14 protein-coding genes are annotated in these 17,296 nt (G+C 73.2%); 9 read left to right on the plus strand and 5 right to left on the minus strand.

The genetic code is table 11. The features are described 5' to 3' along the window. Positions 1-9: 9 nt before the first annotated feature. A complete protein-coding gene (locus EAO77_RS15430; protein WP_147988541.1) occupies positions 10-429 on the minus strand; it encodes an ATP-binding protein in 420 nt (139 codons plus the stop codon). 215 nt (positions 430-644) lie between these two features. On the opposite strand from EAO77_RS15430, the gene EAO77_RS15435 reads away from it, so the two are divergent. Both EAO77_RS15435 and EAO77_RS15440 read left to right on the plus strand, forming a co-directional pair. Next, the gene (locus EAO77_RS15435; RefSeq protein WP_147988542.1) at positions 645-1,472 is read left to right on the plus strand and encodes an enoyl-CoA hydratase family protein; all 828 of its coding nucleotides are present in this window, start codon (positions 645-647) and stop codon (positions 1,470-1,472) included. Then, positions 1,472-3,814 carry a bifunctional salicylyl-CoA 5-hydroxylase/oxidoreductase gene (locus EAO77_RS15440; protein WP_147988543.1) on the plus strand — a complete coding sequence of 781 codons (2,343 nt, stop codon included), beginning with the start codon at positions 1,472-1,474 and terminating at the stop codon, positions 3,812-3,814. The genes EAO77_RS15435 and EAO77_RS15440 overlap by 1 nt, the downstream gene beginning before the upstream one ends. Positions 3,815-3,883: 69 nt before the next feature. Here the strand turns inward: EAO77_RS15440 and EAO77_RS15445 are convergent, their stop codons facing one another. Then, the gene (locus EAO77_RS15445) at positions 3,884-4,690 is read right to left on the minus strand and encodes a PaaX family transcriptional regulator C-terminal domain-containing protein (RefSeq protein ID WP_147988544.1); all 807 of its coding nucleotides are present in this window, start codon (positions 4,688-4,690) and stop codon (positions 3,884-3,886) included. Positions 4,691-4,694: 4 nt separating this feature from the next. Next, positions 4,695-6,311, minus strand: coding sequence for an AMP-binding protein (locus EAO77_RS15450; RefSeq protein WP_147988545.1), 1,617 nt, complete (start codon positions 6,309-6,311; stop codon positions 4,695-4,697). 226 nt (positions 6,312-6,537) lie between these two features. On the opposite strand from EAO77_RS15450, the gene EAO77_RS15455 reads away from it, so the two are divergent. The 3 genes from EAO77_RS15455 (at position 6,538) to EAO77_RS15465 (ending at position 9,739) form a co-directional block, all read left to right on the plus strand. Further along, a complete protein-coding gene (locus EAO77_RS15455) occupies positions 6,538-7,677 on the plus strand; it encodes an acyl-CoA dehydrogenase family protein (RefSeq protein WP_147988546.1) in 1,140 nt (379 codons plus the stop codon). After that, the gene (locus EAO77_RS15460; protein ID WP_147988547.1) at positions 7,674-8,072 is read left to right on the plus strand and encodes a RidA family protein; all 399 of its coding nucleotides are present in this window, start codon (positions 7,674-7,676) and stop codon (positions 8,070-8,072) included. Before EAO77_RS15455 ends, EAO77_RS15460 begins: the two co-directional genes overlap by 4 nt. A 185-nt stretch (positions 8,073-8,257) precedes the next feature. Beyond that, positions 8,258-9,739, plus strand: a complete 1,482-nt coding sequence (locus EAO77_RS15465; protein WP_261993910.1) for an MFS transporter — start codon at positions 8,258-8,260, stop codon at positions 9,737-9,739. A 93-nt stretch (positions 9,740-9,832) separates the two neighbouring features. On the opposite strand, the gene EAO77_RS15470 is transcribed toward EAO77_RS15465, so the two are convergent. Then, positions 9,833-10,282 carry an SPW repeat protein gene (locus EAO77_RS15470; RefSeq protein WP_147988549.1) on the minus strand — a complete coding sequence of 150 codons (450 nt, stop codon included), beginning with the start codon at positions 10,280-10,282 and terminating at the stop codon, positions 9,833-9,835. A gap of 228 nt (positions 10,283-10,510) precedes the next feature. Here EAO77_RS15470 and EAO77_RS15475 point away from each other — a divergent pair, with 228 nt between their 5' ends. Further along, positions 10,511-11,422: a shikimate dehydrogenase family protein gene (locus EAO77_RS15475; RefSeq protein ID WP_261993911.1), complete on the plus strand. Its 912-nt coding sequence runs from the start codon at positions 10,511-10,513 to the stop codon at positions 11,420-11,422. A 49-nt stretch (positions 11,423-11,471) separates the two neighbouring features. Then, positions 11,472-12,863 carry a class II 3-deoxy-7-phosphoheptulonate synthase gene (locus EAO77_RS15480; protein WP_147988550.1) on the plus strand — a complete coding sequence of 464 codons (1,392 nt, stop codon included), beginning with the start codon at positions 11,472-11,474 and terminating at the stop codon, positions 12,861-12,863. Between the two features lie 128 nt (positions 12,864-12,991). Here EAO77_RS15480 and EAO77_RS15485 read toward each other — a convergent pair whose 3' ends face one another. Then, on the minus strand, positions 12,992-14,266 hold the full coding sequence (locus EAO77_RS15485; RefSeq protein ID WP_261993912.1) for an acyltransferase family protein: 1,275 nt from the start codon (positions 14,264-14,266) through the stop codon (positions 12,992-12,994). Positions 14,267-14,485: 219 nt separating this feature from the next. On the opposite strand from EAO77_RS15485, the gene EAO77_RS15490 reads away from it, so the two are divergent. Together EAO77_RS15490 and EAO77_RS15495 are read left to right on the plus strand one after the other, a co-directional pair. Beyond that, complete coding sequence (locus EAO77_RS15490) at positions 14,486-15,994, plus strand: FAD-binding oxidoreductase (RefSeq protein WP_147988551.1); 1,509 nt, start codon at positions 14,486-14,488, stop codon at positions 15,992-15,994. A 38-nt stretch (positions 15,995-16,032) separates the two neighbouring features. After that, positions 16,033-17,295, plus strand: a complete 1,263-nt coding sequence (locus tag EAO77_RS15495) for a cytochrome P450 (protein WP_261993913.1) — start codon at positions 16,033-16,035, stop codon at positions 17,293-17,295. The last annotated feature ends 1 nt before the right edge of the window (position 17,296 follow it).

Below are 17,296 nucleotides of genomic sequence, written 5' to 3' on the forward strand. Positions count from 1 at the left end.
GGCTGCGGTTCAGCTCCGCACGGTGAGCGAGAACCAGACCGCCTTGCCCCAGGTGGTGAGGCGGTGTCCGCACTCGGAGCTCAGCGCGCGGATCAGCAGCAGCCCCCGGCCGTGCTCCTGCCAGGGGCCGGGGTCCGGCTCCTGCGCGTGCGGCGACAGGGCGGCCGGCGGCTCGGGGTCGGCGTCGTGCACCTCGACGCGGCACTGCTTGGGCAGCAGCCGGACGACCAGCTCTATCCGGGACTCGCCCGGGGTGTGCCGGACCGCGTTGGCGACCAGCTCCGCGGTGAGCAGCTCGGCGGTGTCCCGGTCGGCGGGGTCGTCGGTGTCCGCGAGGGCGGCCCGTATCGCCGCACGGGCCATCGGCACGGCGGCCGCGGTGTGCGGGAGCGGCACGTGCCAGGAGGCGGGAGCGGTGGAGTCGGGCACAGCGGATGTCCGTTCGGCGTCGGTCGTCCCCCCACCCTACGGAGGCGCCGTGCGCCGCTCACCGGCCCGGACGTGTTCGGCGGGGACCTGTGCCGGAACCATGACGAGACCTGTGCACTGTCACAACGCTCTATCGCGCCCTCATGACGGCGGTCACAAACGGGTGATAACTTCGAGGGGCAGGCCGCAGCAGACCGCCCGCCGAAGGAGCACACGTGAGCCCCTTTACCGGATCAGCACCGCCGACCGACGCCTGGCACCATCTGCGGCTGACCAGGGACGACGGGGTCGCGACCGTCACCCTCGCCCGCCCCGACAAGCTCAACGCGCTCACCTTCGGCGCCTACGCCGACCTGCGCGACCTGCTGGCCGAGCTCTCACGGGACCGCTCGGTGCGGGCCCTGGTGCTCGGCGGCGAAGGCCGCGGCTTCTGCTCCGGCGGTGACGTCGACGAGATCATCGGCGCCACCCTGTCCATGGACACCGCCCAGCTCCTCGACTTCAACCGGATGACCGGTCAGGTGGTCCGCGCCGTCCGGGAGTGCCCCTTCCCGGTGATCGCCGCACTGCACGGGGTGGCCGCGGGCGCGGGCGCGGTGCTGGCGCTCGCGGCCGACTTCCGGATCGCCGACCCCTCCACCCGGTTCGCCTTCCTCTTCACCCGGGTCGGGCTGTCGGGCGGCGACATGGGCGCCGCCTATCTGCTGCCGCGCGTCGTCGGGCTCGGCCACGCCACCCGGCTGCTGATGCTCGGCGAGCCGGTGCGGGCACCTGAGGCCGAGCGGATCGGCCTGCTGAGCGAACTGGTCGAGGAGGGCGGCGCCGGCGCCCGTGCCGCCGAGCTCGCCCGGCACCTCGCGGACGGCCCGGCACTCGCGTACGCGCAGACCAAGGCACTGCTCACGGCCGAACTGGACATGCCGCTCGCGGCGGCCGTGGAGATGGACGCCGCGACCCAGGCCCTGCTGATGAACGGCGAGGACTACGCCGAGTTCCACGCGGCCTTCACCGAGAAGCGGCCCCCGAAGTGGCGGGGCCGCTGATGCGCCCGCCGCCCGCGGCACCCGGGACGCCACCGGACACCCGTGGTCTGCGCGTCGCCGTCATCGGGGGCGGACCCGGCGGTCTCTACGCCGCCGCGCTGCTCAAGCGCCTCGGCCCCGGGCGGGACGTCACCGTGTGGGAACGCAACGCGCCCGACGACACCTTCGGCTTCGGCGTCGTCCTGTCGGACGAGACCCTCGGCGGCATCGCGCACGCCGACCCCGTCGTCCATGCCGCGCTCAAGGAGGAGTTCGTCCGCTGGGACGGCATCGACATCGTGCACCGCGGGCACCGCCAGAGCTCCGGCGGCCACGGGTTCGCCGCCCTCGGACGCCGCAGGCTGCTGGAGATCCTGCACCGGCGCTGCGCCTCCCTCGGCGTGCGGCTGCGCTTTCGCACCCCGGCGCCGCCCGCCGCCGAACTCGCCACGACCCACGACCTGGTGATCGCCGCCGACGGGGTGCACAGCGCCACCCGAGCCGCCCACGCCGACGTCTTCGGGCCGCGGATCACCTCCCACCGCTGCCGCTACCTGTGGCTCGCCGCCGACTTCGCCTTCTCCGCCTTCCGGTTCGAGATCGCCGAGACCGAGCACGGCGTCATGCAGCTCCACGGCTACCCGTACGCGGCGGACGCCTCCACCGTCATCGTCGAGATGCGCGAGGAGGTCTGGGAGGCCGCGGGCTTCGGCGAGCTCGACGAACAGGAGTCCGCGTCCCGCTGCGCCAAGGTCTTCGCGCAGGCGCTCGACGGCCGCCCCCTGCGCGGCAACTCCTCCGCCTGGACCGCCTTCCGCACCGTCGTCAACGACCGCTGGTCCGACGGCCGGATCGTGCTGCTCGGCGACGCCGCCCACACCGCGCACTTCTCCATCGGCTCGGGCACGAAGCTGGCCGTCGAGGACGCCCTCGCGCTCGCCGCGTGCGTCGAGGAGCACTCCCGGCTCCCCGCGGCGCTCGCCGCGTACGAGAGCGAACGCAGGCCGGTCGTGGAGTCCACCCAGCGCGCCGCCGCCGCGAGCCTGCGCTGGTTCGAGGAGCTCGGGCGCCATCTCGACCAGCCGCCGCGGCAGTTCGCGTTCAACCTGCTCACCCGCAGCCGGCGGGTCACCCACGCCAACCTGCGGCTGCGCGACGCCGCCTTCACGGACACCGTCGAGCGCGAGTTCGGCTGTCCGCCCGGCACACCCCCGATGTTCACCCCCTTCCGGCTGCGCGGCCTCACTCTGCGCAACCGGGTCGTCGTCTCGCCCATGGACATGTACTCCGCCGAGGACGGACTCCCCGGCGACTTCCACCTCGTCCACCTCGGCGCACGCGCGCTCGGCGGCGCGGGCCTGGTGATGACCGAGATGGTGTGCGTCAGCCCCGAGGGCCGCATCACACCGGGGTGCACGGGCCTCTACACGCCCGAGCACACGGCCGCCTGGCGCCGTGTCACCGATTTCGTGCACCGGCAGGCGCCCGGGACCGCCATTGGGATCCAGCTCGGGCACTCCGGCCGCAAGGGGTCCACCCGCCGGATGTGGGACGGCATGGACCAGCCGCTGGAGCACGGGAACTGGCCGCTGGCGGCCGCCTCGCCGCTGCCGTACCTCCCCGGTGTCAGCCAGGTCCCGGAGTCCCTCGACCGTGCCGGACTCGACACCGTCCGCGAACAGTTCGCGGCCGCCACCCGCCGGGCCGCGGAGAGCGGCTTCGACCTCCTCGAACTGCACTGCGCACACGGGTACCTGCTCTCCGGGTTCCTCTCCCCGCTCACCAACCGGCGCACCGACGCCTACGGCGCCTCGCTCCGGGGCCGGCTGCGCTTCCCGCTGGAGGTCTTCGACACCATGCGGGAGATCTGGCCGGACGACCGCCCGATGACCGTCCGCATCTCCGCGACCGACTGGGCGGACGGCGGCACCACGGCCGAGGACGCCGTGGCCTTCGCCCGCGCCTTCGCCGCCCACGGGGCCGATGCCGTCGACGTCTCCACCGGTCAGGTGGTTCCCGGCGAGAAGCCCGAGTACGGCCGCTCGTACCAGACCCCGTTCGCGGACCGCATCCGCGGCGAGGCGGGCGTGCCCGTCATCGCCGTGGGCGCGATCTCCTCCTGGGACGACGTCAACTCGATCCTGCTCGCCGGACGGGCCGACCTGTGCGCCGTCGGCCGGCCGCATCTGTACGACCCCCAGTGGACGCTGCACGCGGCGGCCGAACAGGGCTACCGGGGCGAGGGCGCCGTGTGGCCGGTGCCGTACCGCGCGGGCAGCCGCACGCCGCCGACCGGCCGCACCGACGCTCCCCGTCCCCGTCTCACGCTCGGCTCACCGGGCGGGGCGACGCCGGCCCCCTGAGCGGGCCGGCCCGCCCGTCGGGCCGGGGAGCCGTTTCGCCGGCCGGCCCCGCCCCGCCCGGTGGGCGGGTCAGGGGCGGACGAACGCCGCGCCCGCGTCGCGCAGGCGGGCGTGGAGGCGGGCGAAGACGTCGGCCGAGCGGCCGCCGGGCCAGCCCTGCGGCAGCAGCTCCGGCGGCAGGCCCGGGTCGGCGTACGGCAGCCGGCGCCAGGAGTCCAGCGCGGGCAGGTAGTCGCGGTAGGCGTCCTGCGCGGGTGTCTCCGCACGCCGCTCCCAGGCCCTGAGCACCGGCTCGTGCCGGTCCAGGAACTCCTCGTGCTGTTTGGCGATCGCCGCCAGGTCCCACCAGCGGCCGACCGCCTCGGCCGTCGCCGTGAACCCCAGGTGCTCGCCGCGGAACAGGTCGGCGTACGGGTCGAGCCGCAGGCGGCGCAGGGTGTGCCGGGTCTCGTCGAACAGACGGGCCGGGGCGATCCACACCCCCGGCGCCGCCGCCCCGAAACCGAGCCTGACCAGCCGGGAGCGGAGCAGGTGCCGCTTGGCGCGCTCGGCCTCGGGGACCGAGAAGACGACCAGCACCCAGCCGTCGGCGAGCTCCGCCGGCGCGCCCGCGAAGATCCGCCGGTCGCCGTCGTCGAGGAGTTGCCGGGCGTCGTCGGACAGTGCGTAGCCGGCCGCGCCGTCAGCGGTGCGCTCCGGCACGAGCAGACCGCGGCGCTTGAGCCGGGACACCGAGGAGCGGACGGACGGCGCGTCGACGCCGAGGGCCCCCAGCAGCCGGATCAGCTCGGCCACGGCGAACGGCCCCGGGCGCATCCGTCCGTAGGCGCCGTAGAGGGTGACGATCAGCGATCGCGGAGTGTGCAGCTCGGCCACGCGATCACTCTAGAGCCCTCAGCCGGAAGCGCTGAAGCTTGCCGGTGGGTGTACGCGGAAGGGAGTCGAGGAAGACGATCCGGCGGGGGCACTTGTAGGGAGCGAGCAGCTGCTTGACCGCTTCGGTGAGCGCGTCCGCGGTGGCCTCTCCCCGCGGCAGGCCGTCACGCAGGACGACGTAGGCGACGACGATCTGCCCGCGCAGCTCGTCGTCGTGTCCGACGACCGCGGCCTCGGCCACGTCGGGGTGCTGGAGCAGGGCGTCCTCCACCTCGGGGCCCGCGATGTTGTACCCGGCCGAGATGATCATGTCGTCGGCGCGGGCGACGTAGCGGAAGCGGCCGTCCGGCTCGCGGACGTAGGTGTCGCCGGTGAGGTTCCATCCGTCGCGCACGTACGTGCGCTGGCGCGGGTCGGCCAGGTAGCGGCAGCCGACCGGGCCGCGCACGGCGAGCAGGCCCGGCTCGCCGTCGGGCACCGGCAGGCCGTCCGGGCCGACGACGCGCGCCTGCCAGCCGGGGACCGGGAGCCCCGTGGTGCCGGGCCGGATCTCCTCGTCCGCGGCGGAGATGAAGATGTGCAGCAGTTCGGTCGCCCCGATGCCGTTGATGATCCGCTGCCCGGTCCGCTCGTGCCACTGCCGCCAGGTCGCGGCGGGGAGGTTCTCACCGGCGGACACACAGCGCCGCAGCGAGCCGAGGTCGTGCCCGTCGAGGTGGTCCAGCATCACCCGGTAGGCGGTCGGCGCGGTGAAGAGCACCGACACCCGGTGTTCGGCGACGGCCGGCAGCAGCTGGCGCGGTCCCGCCTGTTCCAGCAGCAGGGCCGCGGCTCCCGCCCGCAGGGGGAAGAGGACGAGGCCGCCGAGGCCGAAGGTGAAGCCCAGCGGCGGGCTGCCCGCGAACAGGTCGTCCGGCCGGGGGCGCAGCACCTGGGCGGAGAAGGTGTCGGCGACGGCGAGGACGTCGCGGTGGAAGTGCATGCACCCCTTCGGCCGTCCCGTCGTCCCCGAGGTGAACGCGATCAGCGCGACGTCGTCGGCGGCCGTGGCGACGGGCGTGTACGGCTCCCCGGGCGCCCGTGCCGCCCGCCGCAGCAGGTCGTCCGGCCCGGGGCCGCCGTACTCCGTGATCCGCAGCCCCGGCACGCCCGCCTTGACCAGCTCGTCGACCGAGCGGACGTCGCACAGGGCGTGGCGGACCTCCGCGATCGCGCAGATGGTGGCCAGCTCCCCGGCCCGCTGCTGGGCGAGCACCGTGACCGCGACCGCCCCGGCCTTGAGCACGGCCAGCCAGCAGGCCACCAGATGCGGTGTCGTCGGTCCGCGCAGCAGCACCCGGTTGCCCGGCACCACCCCGAGACCGTCGGTGAGCACGTGCGCGATGCGGTCCACCCGTTCGCGCAGTTCCCCGTAGGTCCAGCTCGCGCCGTCGCCGGTGCGCAGGGCGGGCCGGCCGGGGCCGAGGCGGTCGACGGTGGTGTCCAGCAGCTCGGCGGCGCAGTTCAGCCGCTCGGGATAGCGGAGCGCCGGCAGGTCGAGGAGCAGGTCCGGCCATTCGCCGGGGGGTGGCAGATGATCGCGCGCGAAGGTGTCGAGGTGGGCCGAAGGTGTCAGCTCCATGGTTCGCCCCCTGGCTGTGGTGGGGTCGCGAAACGGTCCCCGGTGCGAAGGGGACGCCGGACGAGCGTATCGTGATGGTGACGACAGTCAACAGTGCGCGATACCCTCCGTACGGGGGCGGCGGAACCCGCCGCCCCCGGGTGCCCGGCCGATCGGACACCTGCCCGTCCCGGCACACCGCACCGCCTCGGAGCCCGGCCCCCGACCGTCGGAAGCGAGGGCGTGAATGCCCGCATTCTCACTCGATCCGGTACAGACCGCCTGGTGCGGCGAGCTGCGCGACCTGGCCCGCGACCGGTTGCGGCCGCTCGCCGAGCAGGGCCCACCGGGCCGGCTCAACCGCCCCCTGGTCGCCGCCCTCGGTGAACTCGGTCTGCTCAAGCGCCTGTTCGCCTCGGGATCGCTGGAGCTGTGCCTCATGCGCGAATCCCTGGCGTACGGCTGCACGGAGGCCGAGACGGCACTCGCGCTCCAGGGGCTCGGTGCCTCCCCCGTGCTCCGCGCGGGCACCGAGGCCCAGCGGGCGCGCTGGCTCCCGGAGGTCGTGGCGGGACGTGCGGTCGCCGCCTTCGCGCTCAGCGAGCCCAGCGCCGGGTCCGACGCCGCGGCGCTCGCCCTCCGGGCCGTGCCCGACGGCCGGGGCTGGCGGCTGAGCGGGGAGAAGTGCTGGATCTCGAACGCCCCCGAGGCCGATTTCTACTCGGTCTTCGCCCGGACGACGGAGGGGGCGGGCGCCCGCGGTGTCACCGCCTTCCTCGTCCCCGCCGACCGTCCCGGGCTCACCGGCACGCCGCTCGACATGCTGTCGCCGCACCCCGTCGGGGCGCTCGTCTTCGACGGGGTGCCGGTGACCGAGGACGACCTGCTCGGCGAGCGGGACCGCGGCTTTCGGGTCGCGATGGACACGCTGAACCGCTTCCGTCCCAGCGTCGGCGCCTTCGCCGTCGGCATGGCCCAGGCGGCCCTCGACGCCGCCCTGGCGCACACCGCGGACCGGACGGCCTTCGGAGCCCCGCTGAAGGAGCTCCAGTCGGTCGCCCACACCGTGGCGGAGATGGCCACCCGCACCGAGGCCGCCCGCCTGATGGTGTACGCGGCGGCCTGCGCGTACGACGAGGGGCGGGACGGTGTGCCCCGGCAGGCGGCGATGGCGAAGCTGCTCGCCACCGAGACCGCCCAGTACGTCGTCGACGCCGCCGTCCAGTTGCACGGCGCCCGCGCCCTGCAACGCGGCCACCTGCTCGAACACCTCTACCGCGAGGTGCGTGCCCCGCGGATCTACGAGGGCGCCACCGAGGTCCAGCGCACCATCGTCGCCAAGGAGCTGTACGCGCTCCAGGCGCCTACCGCGGAGGCCACCGGATGAGTCTGCACCGGCACAACCCGGCGGAGCTCTCGCCGCCCGCCGGGTTCTCGCACGCGGTCACCGCCACCGGCTCCCGGCTGGTCTTCCTCGCCGGCCAGACGGCCCTGGACGGCGGGGGCAAGGTCGTCGGGGGCACGCTGCCGGAGCAGTTCGAGGTGGCCCTCACCAACCTCCTCACCGCACTCGCGGCGGCCGGTGGCACGCCCCACGACCTCGCGCGGGTCACGGTCTACGCCACCGACGTGGCCGACTACCGGGCGCACGCCGCCGAACTGGGCCGCGTCTGGCGCCGGCTGGCGGGCCGCGACTACCCGGCGATGGCGGTGATCGGCGTGGTGCGGCTGTGGGACGAGGAGTGCCTCGTCGAGGTCGACGGGACGGCGGTCCTGCCCTGATCGAGTGGTGACGCCCCGGGGGCGGGCTTAACGTCGAACAGTGGACGGTCCCGTCCGCAAACCTGCCGTACGGGTGACCCGCCGGCAGGGGATGTCCGGCCACCGAGGCACGGTGCTCCATGACGACCCCGCAGCCCGCGACAACCGCTCAGGACCACGCCCCCGGCAAGGGCGGCGGAAACGCAATGGCGCTTCTGGTCATCGCCTCCTGTCAGTTGATGGTGGTCCTCGACATCACCATCGTGAACATCGCGCTGCCCCACATCCAGAGCGACCTGGACTTCTCGACCACCAGCCTGTCGTGGGTGGTCAACGCCTACACCCTGACCTTCGGCGGGCTGCTGCTCCTCGGCGGACGGGCGGGCGACATCCTCGGCCGGCGGCGTGTGTTCATCTTCGGCGTGCTGCTGTTCGTCCTGGCCTCGCTGCTCGGCGGCCTCGCGCAGAGCAGCGGCCAGCTGCTCGCCGCCCGGGCCCTCCAGGGCGTCGGCGGCGCCATCGCGTCGCCGACCTCGCTGGCCCTGATCACCACCACGTTCAAGGAGGGCCCGGAACGCAACCGGGCCTTCGGCGTCTTCGCGGCCGTGTCGGCGGGCGGCGGCGCGATCGGGCTGCTGGCGGGCGGCATGCTCGTCGAGTGGCTGGACTGGCGCTGGGTGCTCTTCGTCAACGTCCCCATCGGCCTGCTGATCGCCTTCGCCGCACCGCGCTACATCAAGGAGTCCGCACGCCATCCGGGCAACTTCGACATCCTCGGCGCGCTGACCTCCACGCTGGGCATGGCCGCGCTGGTCTACGGGTTCATCCGGGCCGCGCAGGAGGGCTGGCGCGATCCGGTCACCCTCGGGTCCTTCGCCGCCGCGGTGATCCTGCTGACCGCCTTCATCGCCGTCGAGCGGCGCTCGAAGCAGCCGATCACACCGCTGCACATGTTCGCCGATCGCAACCGCGCGGGCACGTACGGCATCATGCTGTGCCTCGCCGCGGCGATGTTCGGGATGTTCTTCTTCCTGACCCTCTTCGTGCAGAACGTCCTCGGCTTCAGCCCGCTCGAAGCCGGTCTCGCGTTCCTGCCGGTCAGCGCCGTGATCGCGATCGGGGCGGGCCTCGCCTCGCAGTTGCTCCCCCGCTACGGGCCCAAGCCGTTCATGGTGACGGGCGCGCTGCTCGCCGCGGCCGGTCTCGGCTGGCTGACGCTGACGGACGTCCACTCCACCTACGCGGGCAGCATCCTCGGACCGATGCTGGTCTTCAGCCTCGGCATGGGCATGCTCTTCGTCTCGCTGACCCTGATGGCGCTGTCCCGGGTGCCGGTGCACGAGTCGGGCGCCGCCTCCGGTCTCCTCAACGCCACCCAGCAGGTCGGCGGTTCGCTGGGGCTGTCCATCCTGGTCACCGTCTTCGGCACCGCCAGCAACAACGAGGCCGACCAGCAGGTCCCGGCCTTCCTCGCCCAGGCGAGCCCGGCGGAGCGCCTGCAGTTCGAGCGCACGGGGCAGCTGCCGCCCCCGTGGTCGAGCGAAGTGCTCACCTCGGGTGTCTCGGCGGCCTTCGTCACCGCGGCGGTCTTCGCCGTGATCGCCGCCCTGATCGCCCTGTTCGCGATCAAGGTGCGCGCCGACGACCTGGAACGGCTCAAGGGCGGGGGCGCGCTGCCCGCGCCCTGACGTCTGCGCGGCCGCACACGCGGACGAGGGCCCCGGCTCGGACCGGGGCCCTCGTTTGCGCGGCGGCCCGGTGGACCGCCGTGCCGGGGCGGATCAGCTCATCGCGGAGGGACCGATGGACGGCTTGCGGCCGCCGCGGCCGCCGGCGGCCATGGCGAGACCGCACAGCAGCGCCACCGCTCCGGCGATCACGTTGCTGACCACGGTGCGGGTGGTGGACACGTCGCCGGAGACGAGCCACGGGGAGACGATCGTGAACGCGCCGATCGCGCAGGCGGCCCACGCCATGGCGTGGGTGCGCTCGTACGCCGAGGCGAAGCCGCTCATGCAGGCGCAGTAGGCGATGCCGAGGATCAGGTTGGTCACAGCCAGACCGGTGAGTCCGCTGAAGCCCGCTATCCAGGGCGACGCCGCGAGGTAGACGCCGGTGAGCAGCGCCAGGGCCTCGACGCCCTGGGCCGTGGGATTGGACGTCGCGCGTTCGAAGCGGGAGCGCATCTCCGCGAGGTCCGGGTGCTGGGAAATGTCTGAGCGGGTGGTCATGGTGGGCCGCCTCCTGCCGCAGCCTTATCTGTCCTTTATGTCCATGGAACGCCCGAACCGGCGGCGGGTCAATGGGTATTGTGTACCGATTTGACGGAGTGGCCCGGCTGTGCCGCGTCCACACAGGGGGGTCTGAGGGGATGCCCGGCCCGCCGGGGCGCGCCTAGTGTCGTCGGCGACGCGGGGGCCGGTGCCCCCGCCGCGCCCAGGGCGGACAGGGAGGCAACGGTGACCGGTACGGACCCCGCCGCACACGGTGCGCCCCTCGCCCCGGGCGGGCCCGGCGCCCCCGCCGTGTCCGGGACGACCCGGCTCTACGCCGTCCTCGGCGACCCGGTCTCCCAGGTGCAGGCCCCCGCGATGCTCAACCCCCTCTTCGCCCGCCTCGGCACCGACGCGGTCCTCGTGCCCGTCCATGTGCGCCCCGGCGACCTGGACGTCACCGTGCCCGGCCTCCAGCGCGTCCGGAACCTCGACGGGCTCCTGATCACCGTGCCCCACAAGGCCGACTGCCTCCGCTTCGCCGACGAGATCAGCCCCGCCGCCCGGCTCAGCGGCTCGGCCAACGCCCTGCGCCGCGGACCCGACGGCCGCTGGCACGCCGACAACTTCGACGGCGTGGGCTTCGTCCGCGGTCTCCGCGCCGCCGGCCACCGGCCCGGGACCGCCACGGTCTGCGTCGCCGGCGCCGGGGGAGCGGGGTCGGCGATCGCCGTCGCCCTGCTGCTCGCCGGCGCCCGGGTCACCGTCTGGGACACCGACACCGCCCGCGTCGAGCGGCTCGTGGACCGCCTCGCCCCCACCTGGCCCGGCCGCGTCCACGCGGCGGACGGACCGGTCGACGCGGACATCGCCGTCAACGCCACACCCCTCGGGCTGCGCCCGGACGACCCGCTGCCGTTCACCCCCGGCCGCCTGCGCCCCGGGACGCTCGTCGCCGACATCGTGATGAAACCGCGCCGCACCGCGCTGCTTGCGGCGGCCGAGGCATGCGGCCTGCCCGTCCACCCCGGCGCGCCGATGCTCGCCGAACAGCTGGCGCTCTACCGGGAGTTCTTCGCCCTCGGCGACGCCGCCGGACCCGCCGCGGAGGCGGCCGCCGCCGGCGGGGAGCCCGCCCCGGCGGCAGTGGGGGCCTGATTACCGGAGGGTGGCCGCCCCCTCGCCGGGCCTCCCTACGCTCCACCGCATGCCAGCACTCATAGAGACCGTCACCCGCCCGCGTGAGGCGGCCGGGACGCTGCCGCCCGCAGTGGCGGCCCGGGTGACCGACGCACTCGCCCGCCCCGCTGCCCAGCAGCCCGACTACCCCGACACCGGCGCCGTCACCGAGGTGCGCGAGACCCTCGAACGCATGCCGTCACTCGTCCTGCCGGGCGAGGTCGACCGGCTGCACCGGCGCCTCGCCGACGTCGCCCACGGACGCGCCTTCCTGCTGCACGGCGGCGACTGCGCCGAGACGTTCGCCGGCAACACCGAGGACCACGTCCGCGCCAACATCCGCACCCTGCTGCAGATGGCGGTCGTCCTCACCTGGGGCGCGAACCTGCCCGTCGTGAAGGTCGGCCGCATCGCGGGCCAGTACGCCAAACCCCGCTCGAAGGCCACCGACGACCTGACCCTGCCCGTCTACCGGGGCGACATCGTCAACTCCGCCTCCCCCACACCCGCTTCGCGTGTCGCCGACCCCTCCCGCATGCTCACCGCGTACGCGCACTCCGCGGCCGCCCTCAACCATGTGCGCTCCATGATGGCGTCGGGCGCGGCGGACCTCGGGCGCGTGCAGGGGTGGAACCAGGACTTCGTCCGCGACTCCCCGGCGGGCGAGCGCTACCGCGCCCTCGCCGCGGACATCGACAACGGCCTGCGCTTCATGGCCGCCTGCCGGGCCGACCACAGCGCCCTGCACACCACCGAGGTGTACGCCAGCCACGAGGCCCTGCTCCTCGACTACGAACGGGCCATGCTGCGCACCGCCGAGGGCGACGACGGCAGGGCCGGGCTCTACGGGCTCTCCGGGCACTTCCTGTGGATCGGGGAGCGCACCCGCCGGCTCGACGGGGCCCATGTGGCCCTGGCGTCCCTGCTCGCCAACCCCATCGGCGTCAAGATCGGCCCCGGCACCACGCCGGAGCAGGCCGTGGAGTACGTCGAGCGGCTGGACCCCGACAGCAGGCCCGGCAGGCTCACGCTCATCAGCCGCATGGGACGCGACAAGGTCCGCGACGTGCTGCCCGCCATCGTGGAGAAGGTCACGGCGACCGGGCACCGGGTGATCTGGCAGTGCGACCCCATGCACGGCAACACCAAGGAGACCGCGAGCGGCTACAAGTCCCGCCACTTCGACGACATCCTCGACGAGGTGCAGGGCTTCTTCCAGGTGCACCGCGCACTCGGCACCCATCCCGGCGGGCTGCACATCGAGCTCACCGGGGACCATGTCACCGAATGCCTCGGCGGCGCACGCCGGCTGGACGACGCCTCGCTCGCGGCCCGCTACGAGACCAACTGCGACCCCCGGCTCAACCCCGAGCAGTCCGTCGAGATGGCCTTCCTGGTGGCCGAGCTGATGCGCGGCTGAACAGCGGAGGCGCCCGGTGGACGCGGGCCTTCCGCGTCCACCGGGCGCCGGCGGTCCGTCCGTCACACCACGGCCGGACGGACCGTGTCACCCGTGCCCGGCGGGGGATGGGCGGGCACGGGCGACGTTCAGGGGCGAGCCGGGCCGCCGCCGGCCGACGCCGTGGCGACCGGCTCCGCCGCCGGGGCCGCGGCGGCTGCGGCCGCCGGTTCCGGCGGGACCGCGGCGGGCACCACGGGCACGCTGCCGGCCCGCCTGCGCGGCCTGCTCCACAGCTTCATCGCCGGGTTCTCCACGCAGGCGTACAGGAACCAGCCCGCCAGCAGCGTCGCCACGAACATCCCGGCCATCACCAGGACGGCCACCGGAGTGCTGTAGGTCGCGTTGCCCAGCAGGGCCTGCCGGCCCCAGAAGATCACCACGCCCTGGCACAGGTAGAAGCCGAAGGAGACATTGCCCAGCCACTGCATCACCGGGCCGTCCAGGTACGTCTTCACCCCCCGGACGTCGGCCGACGCGGCGGCCGCGATGGCGACACCGAACGGCACGACCGTCACGGAGACGAAGTTGTACGGCGCCGGCGCGTACATCGCCGCCGCGTACCCGGCGGCCAGCAGCCCCAGCACCGGCACGACACCGATCCGCGGCCAGCGTCCCGCCATCACGATCCGCGCCAGCAGCATGCCCAGCAGGAACTCGAACATCCGCATCGGCGGGAAGGTGTAGTTGAACCACATCTGCGTCGTCGAGATCGGGATCATCGGCGACCGCGGGGTGTCCGGGATCAGATACGTCGTCACCAGCGCCACCCCGACCGTCGCCAGCGCGGCGCCCGCCGCCCACCACCACAGCCGGCTCACGGCGATCCGCCGCACACCGAGCAGCAGCAACGGGAACGCCAGATAGAACAGCAGCTCCGCACAGAGCGACCAGGCCGGTGCGTTCACGCTCATCTGGACGTCGAACTTGTTGATCCAGGAATTCACCAGGAAAAGATTCGGCAGCCAGGTGCTCACCGGAGTGTAGGCGGACGCGAAGAGAATCATCGCGGCGGCCCACATCACGATGTGATTCGGGAAGATCTTCACGACGCGCCGGCGCCAGTAGGCCGTCAGCCGCTCACCCGGCTTCACCGACCAGGTGATGACGAATCCGCTCAGCAGAAAGAAGAACGACACTCCCAGATATCCGGCGGGTGCGAAGAATTCCAGCAGCCCCTGCGCGATGTCCTGGTCCGCGAAGGGATTCACCGGCCCCGTGGGGTCGACCGGCCCGATGGGCTGGAGAGCGTGGATGAAGAACACCAGAAGGGCGGCGAAGAACCGCATGCCCGTGAGGGACGGGAGCTTGCTGCGGCCACGTATGTGCGGATCGGTGTCCACACTCGGAACGGTTGCGGGCACGGTGGATCTCCTTCGCTGGCGAGGCGGGGGAATTCCCCGGCGCCCAGAGCGTACGGAACAGGCCATCCCGCGAGAACCCTGAATTTCCGGGGGGCCGCGCGGGAGCCGAACTGAGGGGGGTCCTAGGGGAATACGCACGGATCCGCCGCCGAATACGGTTCTCGCGCACATCCGACAACTCGCATGTGACAGCACGACATATCTCCGGAGGAAGCAACCATGCTCGATCGAAGGAATCTGCTCCGCGCCGGCGGCGTCCTCGCCGCGACGGTCGCCACCGGGGCGGCCGCCGGGGCACCGGCGGCCGGGGCACCGGCCGCCGGCCGGCGCCGGTCCCAGTGCCCCGACTGGTCGGCGCTGCGCTCCCGCATCCAGGGCGATGTCGTGCTGCCCGGCGACGCCGCCTACGACGCCTCCAAGCAGCTCGCCATCGGCGAGTACGACGCCGTCACCCCGGCGGGCATCGTCTACGGCGAGACCCCGGCCGACGTCCAGGCCGTCGTGCGCTTCGCCCAGGACAACAGCCTGACGCTGCGCACCCGCAGCGGCGGCCACAACTTCGCCGGCTGGTCCACCGGCGAGGGCCTGGTGCTCGACGTCCGCCGCATGAACCACGTCACCGGCGGCGGCTCGCCCACCGTCCACGTGGGCCCCGGCACCCAGAGCATCGAGGCGCTCGGCGTCCTCAAGCAGTACGGCCAGGGCATGGTCACCGGCACCTGCCACGACGTGTGCGTCGGCGGCTACTACTCCGGCGGCGGTGTCGGCTACCAGAGCCGTCCCTTCGGCATCGGCTCCGACCGCATGGTCTCCGCCAAGGTGGTCCTGGCCGACGGCCGGCTCGTCACCGCCTCCGAGCGCTCCAACCCGGACCTGTTCTGGGCGCTGCGCGGCAGCGGCGGCGGCAACTGGGGCGTCCTCGTCGACGTCGAGCTGCGCCCCATCTCCGTGCCCCGGATGGTCTTCTACGAGCAGATCTGGAGCTGGGACGACGCGGAGAAGTTCCTCGACACCTGGCAGCAGTGGTACCGGACCACGCCGCGCAACAGCACCGGCCAGGTCATCGTGATCCAGCCGGACGCCGGCTCCGGCAACCCGCCGATCGTCCTCCAGCAGGGCGCCTACTACGGCACCAAGGAGGAGGCCGACGCCGGCCTCGCCGAGCTCGCCGGACTGGTCGGCTCCACCCCCGCCACCAGCAAGGTCCTCGATCTGCCCTTCGCCGACGGCATGCAGTACGTCTACGGCCTCGCCGAGGGCGGCTCCCACCCGCGCACCCTGTGGCAGCGGATGCGCGCCCGCATCGTCGACCAGCCGCTCGGCACGGCCGGGACCGCCGCCGCGCTCGCGGCCTTCGAGTCGGCGCCGCGCACGGGCCAGACCCGCTACCTGAGCTTCGTCGGCCTCGGCGGCGCCGTCGGCGACAAGGCGCCCACCGACACCGCGTTCGTGCACCGCGGCGCCCTCTTCCACATCGGCTACGGCGTCGCCCTGCCGGACGCCTCGCCGGCCGACGAGGACGTCGCCGCGGCCGTGGGCTGGGCCACCACCGGCTTCAACGTGATCAACCCGCTGTCCGGGGGCCACTCGTACATCAACTTCCCCGACATGTACCTCGACAACTGGCAGAACGCCTACTACGGCGTCAACTACGACCGCCTCAAGCGGCTGAAGAGGGCGTACGACCCGTACCGCTTCTTCGACCACCCGCGCGCCATCGGCAACTGAACCGACCTCACCCACCAGGACAGAGAGGCGACCCGACGATGACGGTCACCGACCAGGACACCACCGGCTCCAGCGGGACAGCGGCCGTACCTCCGCCGGGCTGCCCCATGCACGGCGTACCGGCCTACCCCTTCGGAGAGCCGGTCGCCACCGACCTGCACCCCCGCTACGCCGAGGTCCGCGCCGAACAGGCGCTCACCCGCGTGGACATGCAGTACGGCGGCGAGGCATGGCTCGCCACCCGCCACGCCGACATCAAGACCGTGCTCGCCGACCCGCGCTTCAGCCGGGCGGCGACCGTCGGCAAGGACGTCCCGCGCGTCCGCAAGGCGTTCGAGGAACAGAACATCGTCAGCATGGACGACCCGGAGCACGGCCGGCTGCGCAAGCTGGTCGCCAAGGCGTTCACCGTGCGCCGGGTCGAACTCATACGTCCCCGCGCCCAGGAGATCGCCGACGAGCTCCTGGACCGCCTCACCGCTTCCGGCAACACCGGTGATCTGGCCTCCCAGTACGCCTGGATGCTCCCGATCACCGTGATCTGCGAGATGCTCGCGGTGCCGCTGGAGGACCACTACAAGTTCCGCGGCTGGATCGACACCTGGCTGACCATCGGCAACGAGCACACGCTCGAGGAGATGAACGAGGCCCGCTTCGAGAAGCTGCCCGAGTACATGGGCTCGCTGATCGCCAAGCGCCGCGCCGAGCCGGGCGACGACCTGCTGTCCGCCCTCGTCGCGGCGCGCGACGAGGAGGACCGGCTCAGCGAGGAGGAGCTGATCACCATGTCGATCGCCCTCCTCGCCACCGGCCACCACACCACCGCCAACCAGCTGGCGAACCACCTCTACATCCTGCTGAGCCGGCGCGGGCAGTGGGAGCGCCTGGTCGCCGAACCCGAGCTGCTGCCGACGGCGATCGAGGAGCTGCTGCGGGTCACCCCGCTCAGCCCCTACTCGGAGAACACCCGCATCGCCGTCGAGGACATCGAGATCGGCGGACAGCTGGTCAAGGCCGGCGAGGCCGTCATGATCTTCCCCGCCGTCGGGAACCGCGACCCGCGCGTCTTCGAGGCTCCCGAGGAGCTCGACCTCACCCGCAAGCACAACCCGCACATCGCCTTCGGCCACGGCATCCACCACTGCCTCGGCGCCCCGCTCGCCCGGCTCGAACTCCAGGTCGCGCTCGGCACCCTGCTGCGCCGTCTGCCGAGCCTGGAACTCGCGGTGCCGGCCGAGGAGGTGCCGTGGAAGTCCGACCACGTGGTGCGCGGTGTGGCCGCGCTGCCCGTGCGGTGGTGAC

Origin of the sequence: Streptomyces sp. T39, from assembly GCF_008042045.1 — a bacterium.
Taxonomy (GTDB): Bacteria; Actinomycetota; Actinomycetes; order Streptomycetales; family Streptomycetaceae; genus Streptomyces.

What these genes read in the sequence shown, in the direction of transcription:
- EAO77_RS15495 (WP_261993913.1), top strand. Translation starts at nt 16,033, where the DNA reads ATGACGGTCACCGACCAGGACACCACCGGCTCCAGCGGGACAGCGGCC.
- EAO77_RS15455 (WP_147988546.1), top strand. Translation starts at nt 6,538, where the DNA reads ATGCCCGCATTCTCACTCGATCCGGTACAGACCGCCTGGTGCGGCGAG.
- EAO77_RS15470 (WP_147988549.1), bottom strand. Translation starts at nt 10,282, where the DNA reads ATGACCACCCGCTCAGACATTTCCCAGCACCCGGACCTCGCGGAGATG.
- EAO77_RS15490 (WP_147988551.1), top strand. Translation starts at nt 14,486, where the DNA reads ATGCTCGATCGAAGGAATCTGCTCCGCGCCGGCGGCGTCCTCGCCGCG.
- EAO77_RS15480 (WP_147988550.1), top strand. Translation starts at nt 11,472, where the DNA reads ATGCCAGCACTCATAGAGACCGTCACCCGCCCGCGTGAGGCGGCCGGG.
- EAO77_RS15440 (WP_147988543.1), top strand. Translation starts at nt 1,472, where the DNA reads ATGCGCCCGCCGCCCGCGGCACCCGGGACGCCACCGGACACCCGTGGT.
- EAO77_RS15450 (WP_147988545.1), bottom strand. Translation starts at nt 6,311, where the DNA reads ATGGAGCTGACACCTTCGGCCCACCTCGACACCTTCGCGCGCGATCAT.
- EAO77_RS15460 (WP_147988547.1), top strand. Translation starts at nt 7,674, where the DNA reads ATGAGTCTGCACCGGCACAACCCGGCGGAGCTCTCGCCGCCCGCCGGG.
- EAO77_RS15465 (WP_261993910.1), top strand. Translation starts at nt 8,258, where the DNA reads ATGGCGCTTCTGGTCATCGCCTCCTGTCAGTTGATGGTGGTCCTCGAC.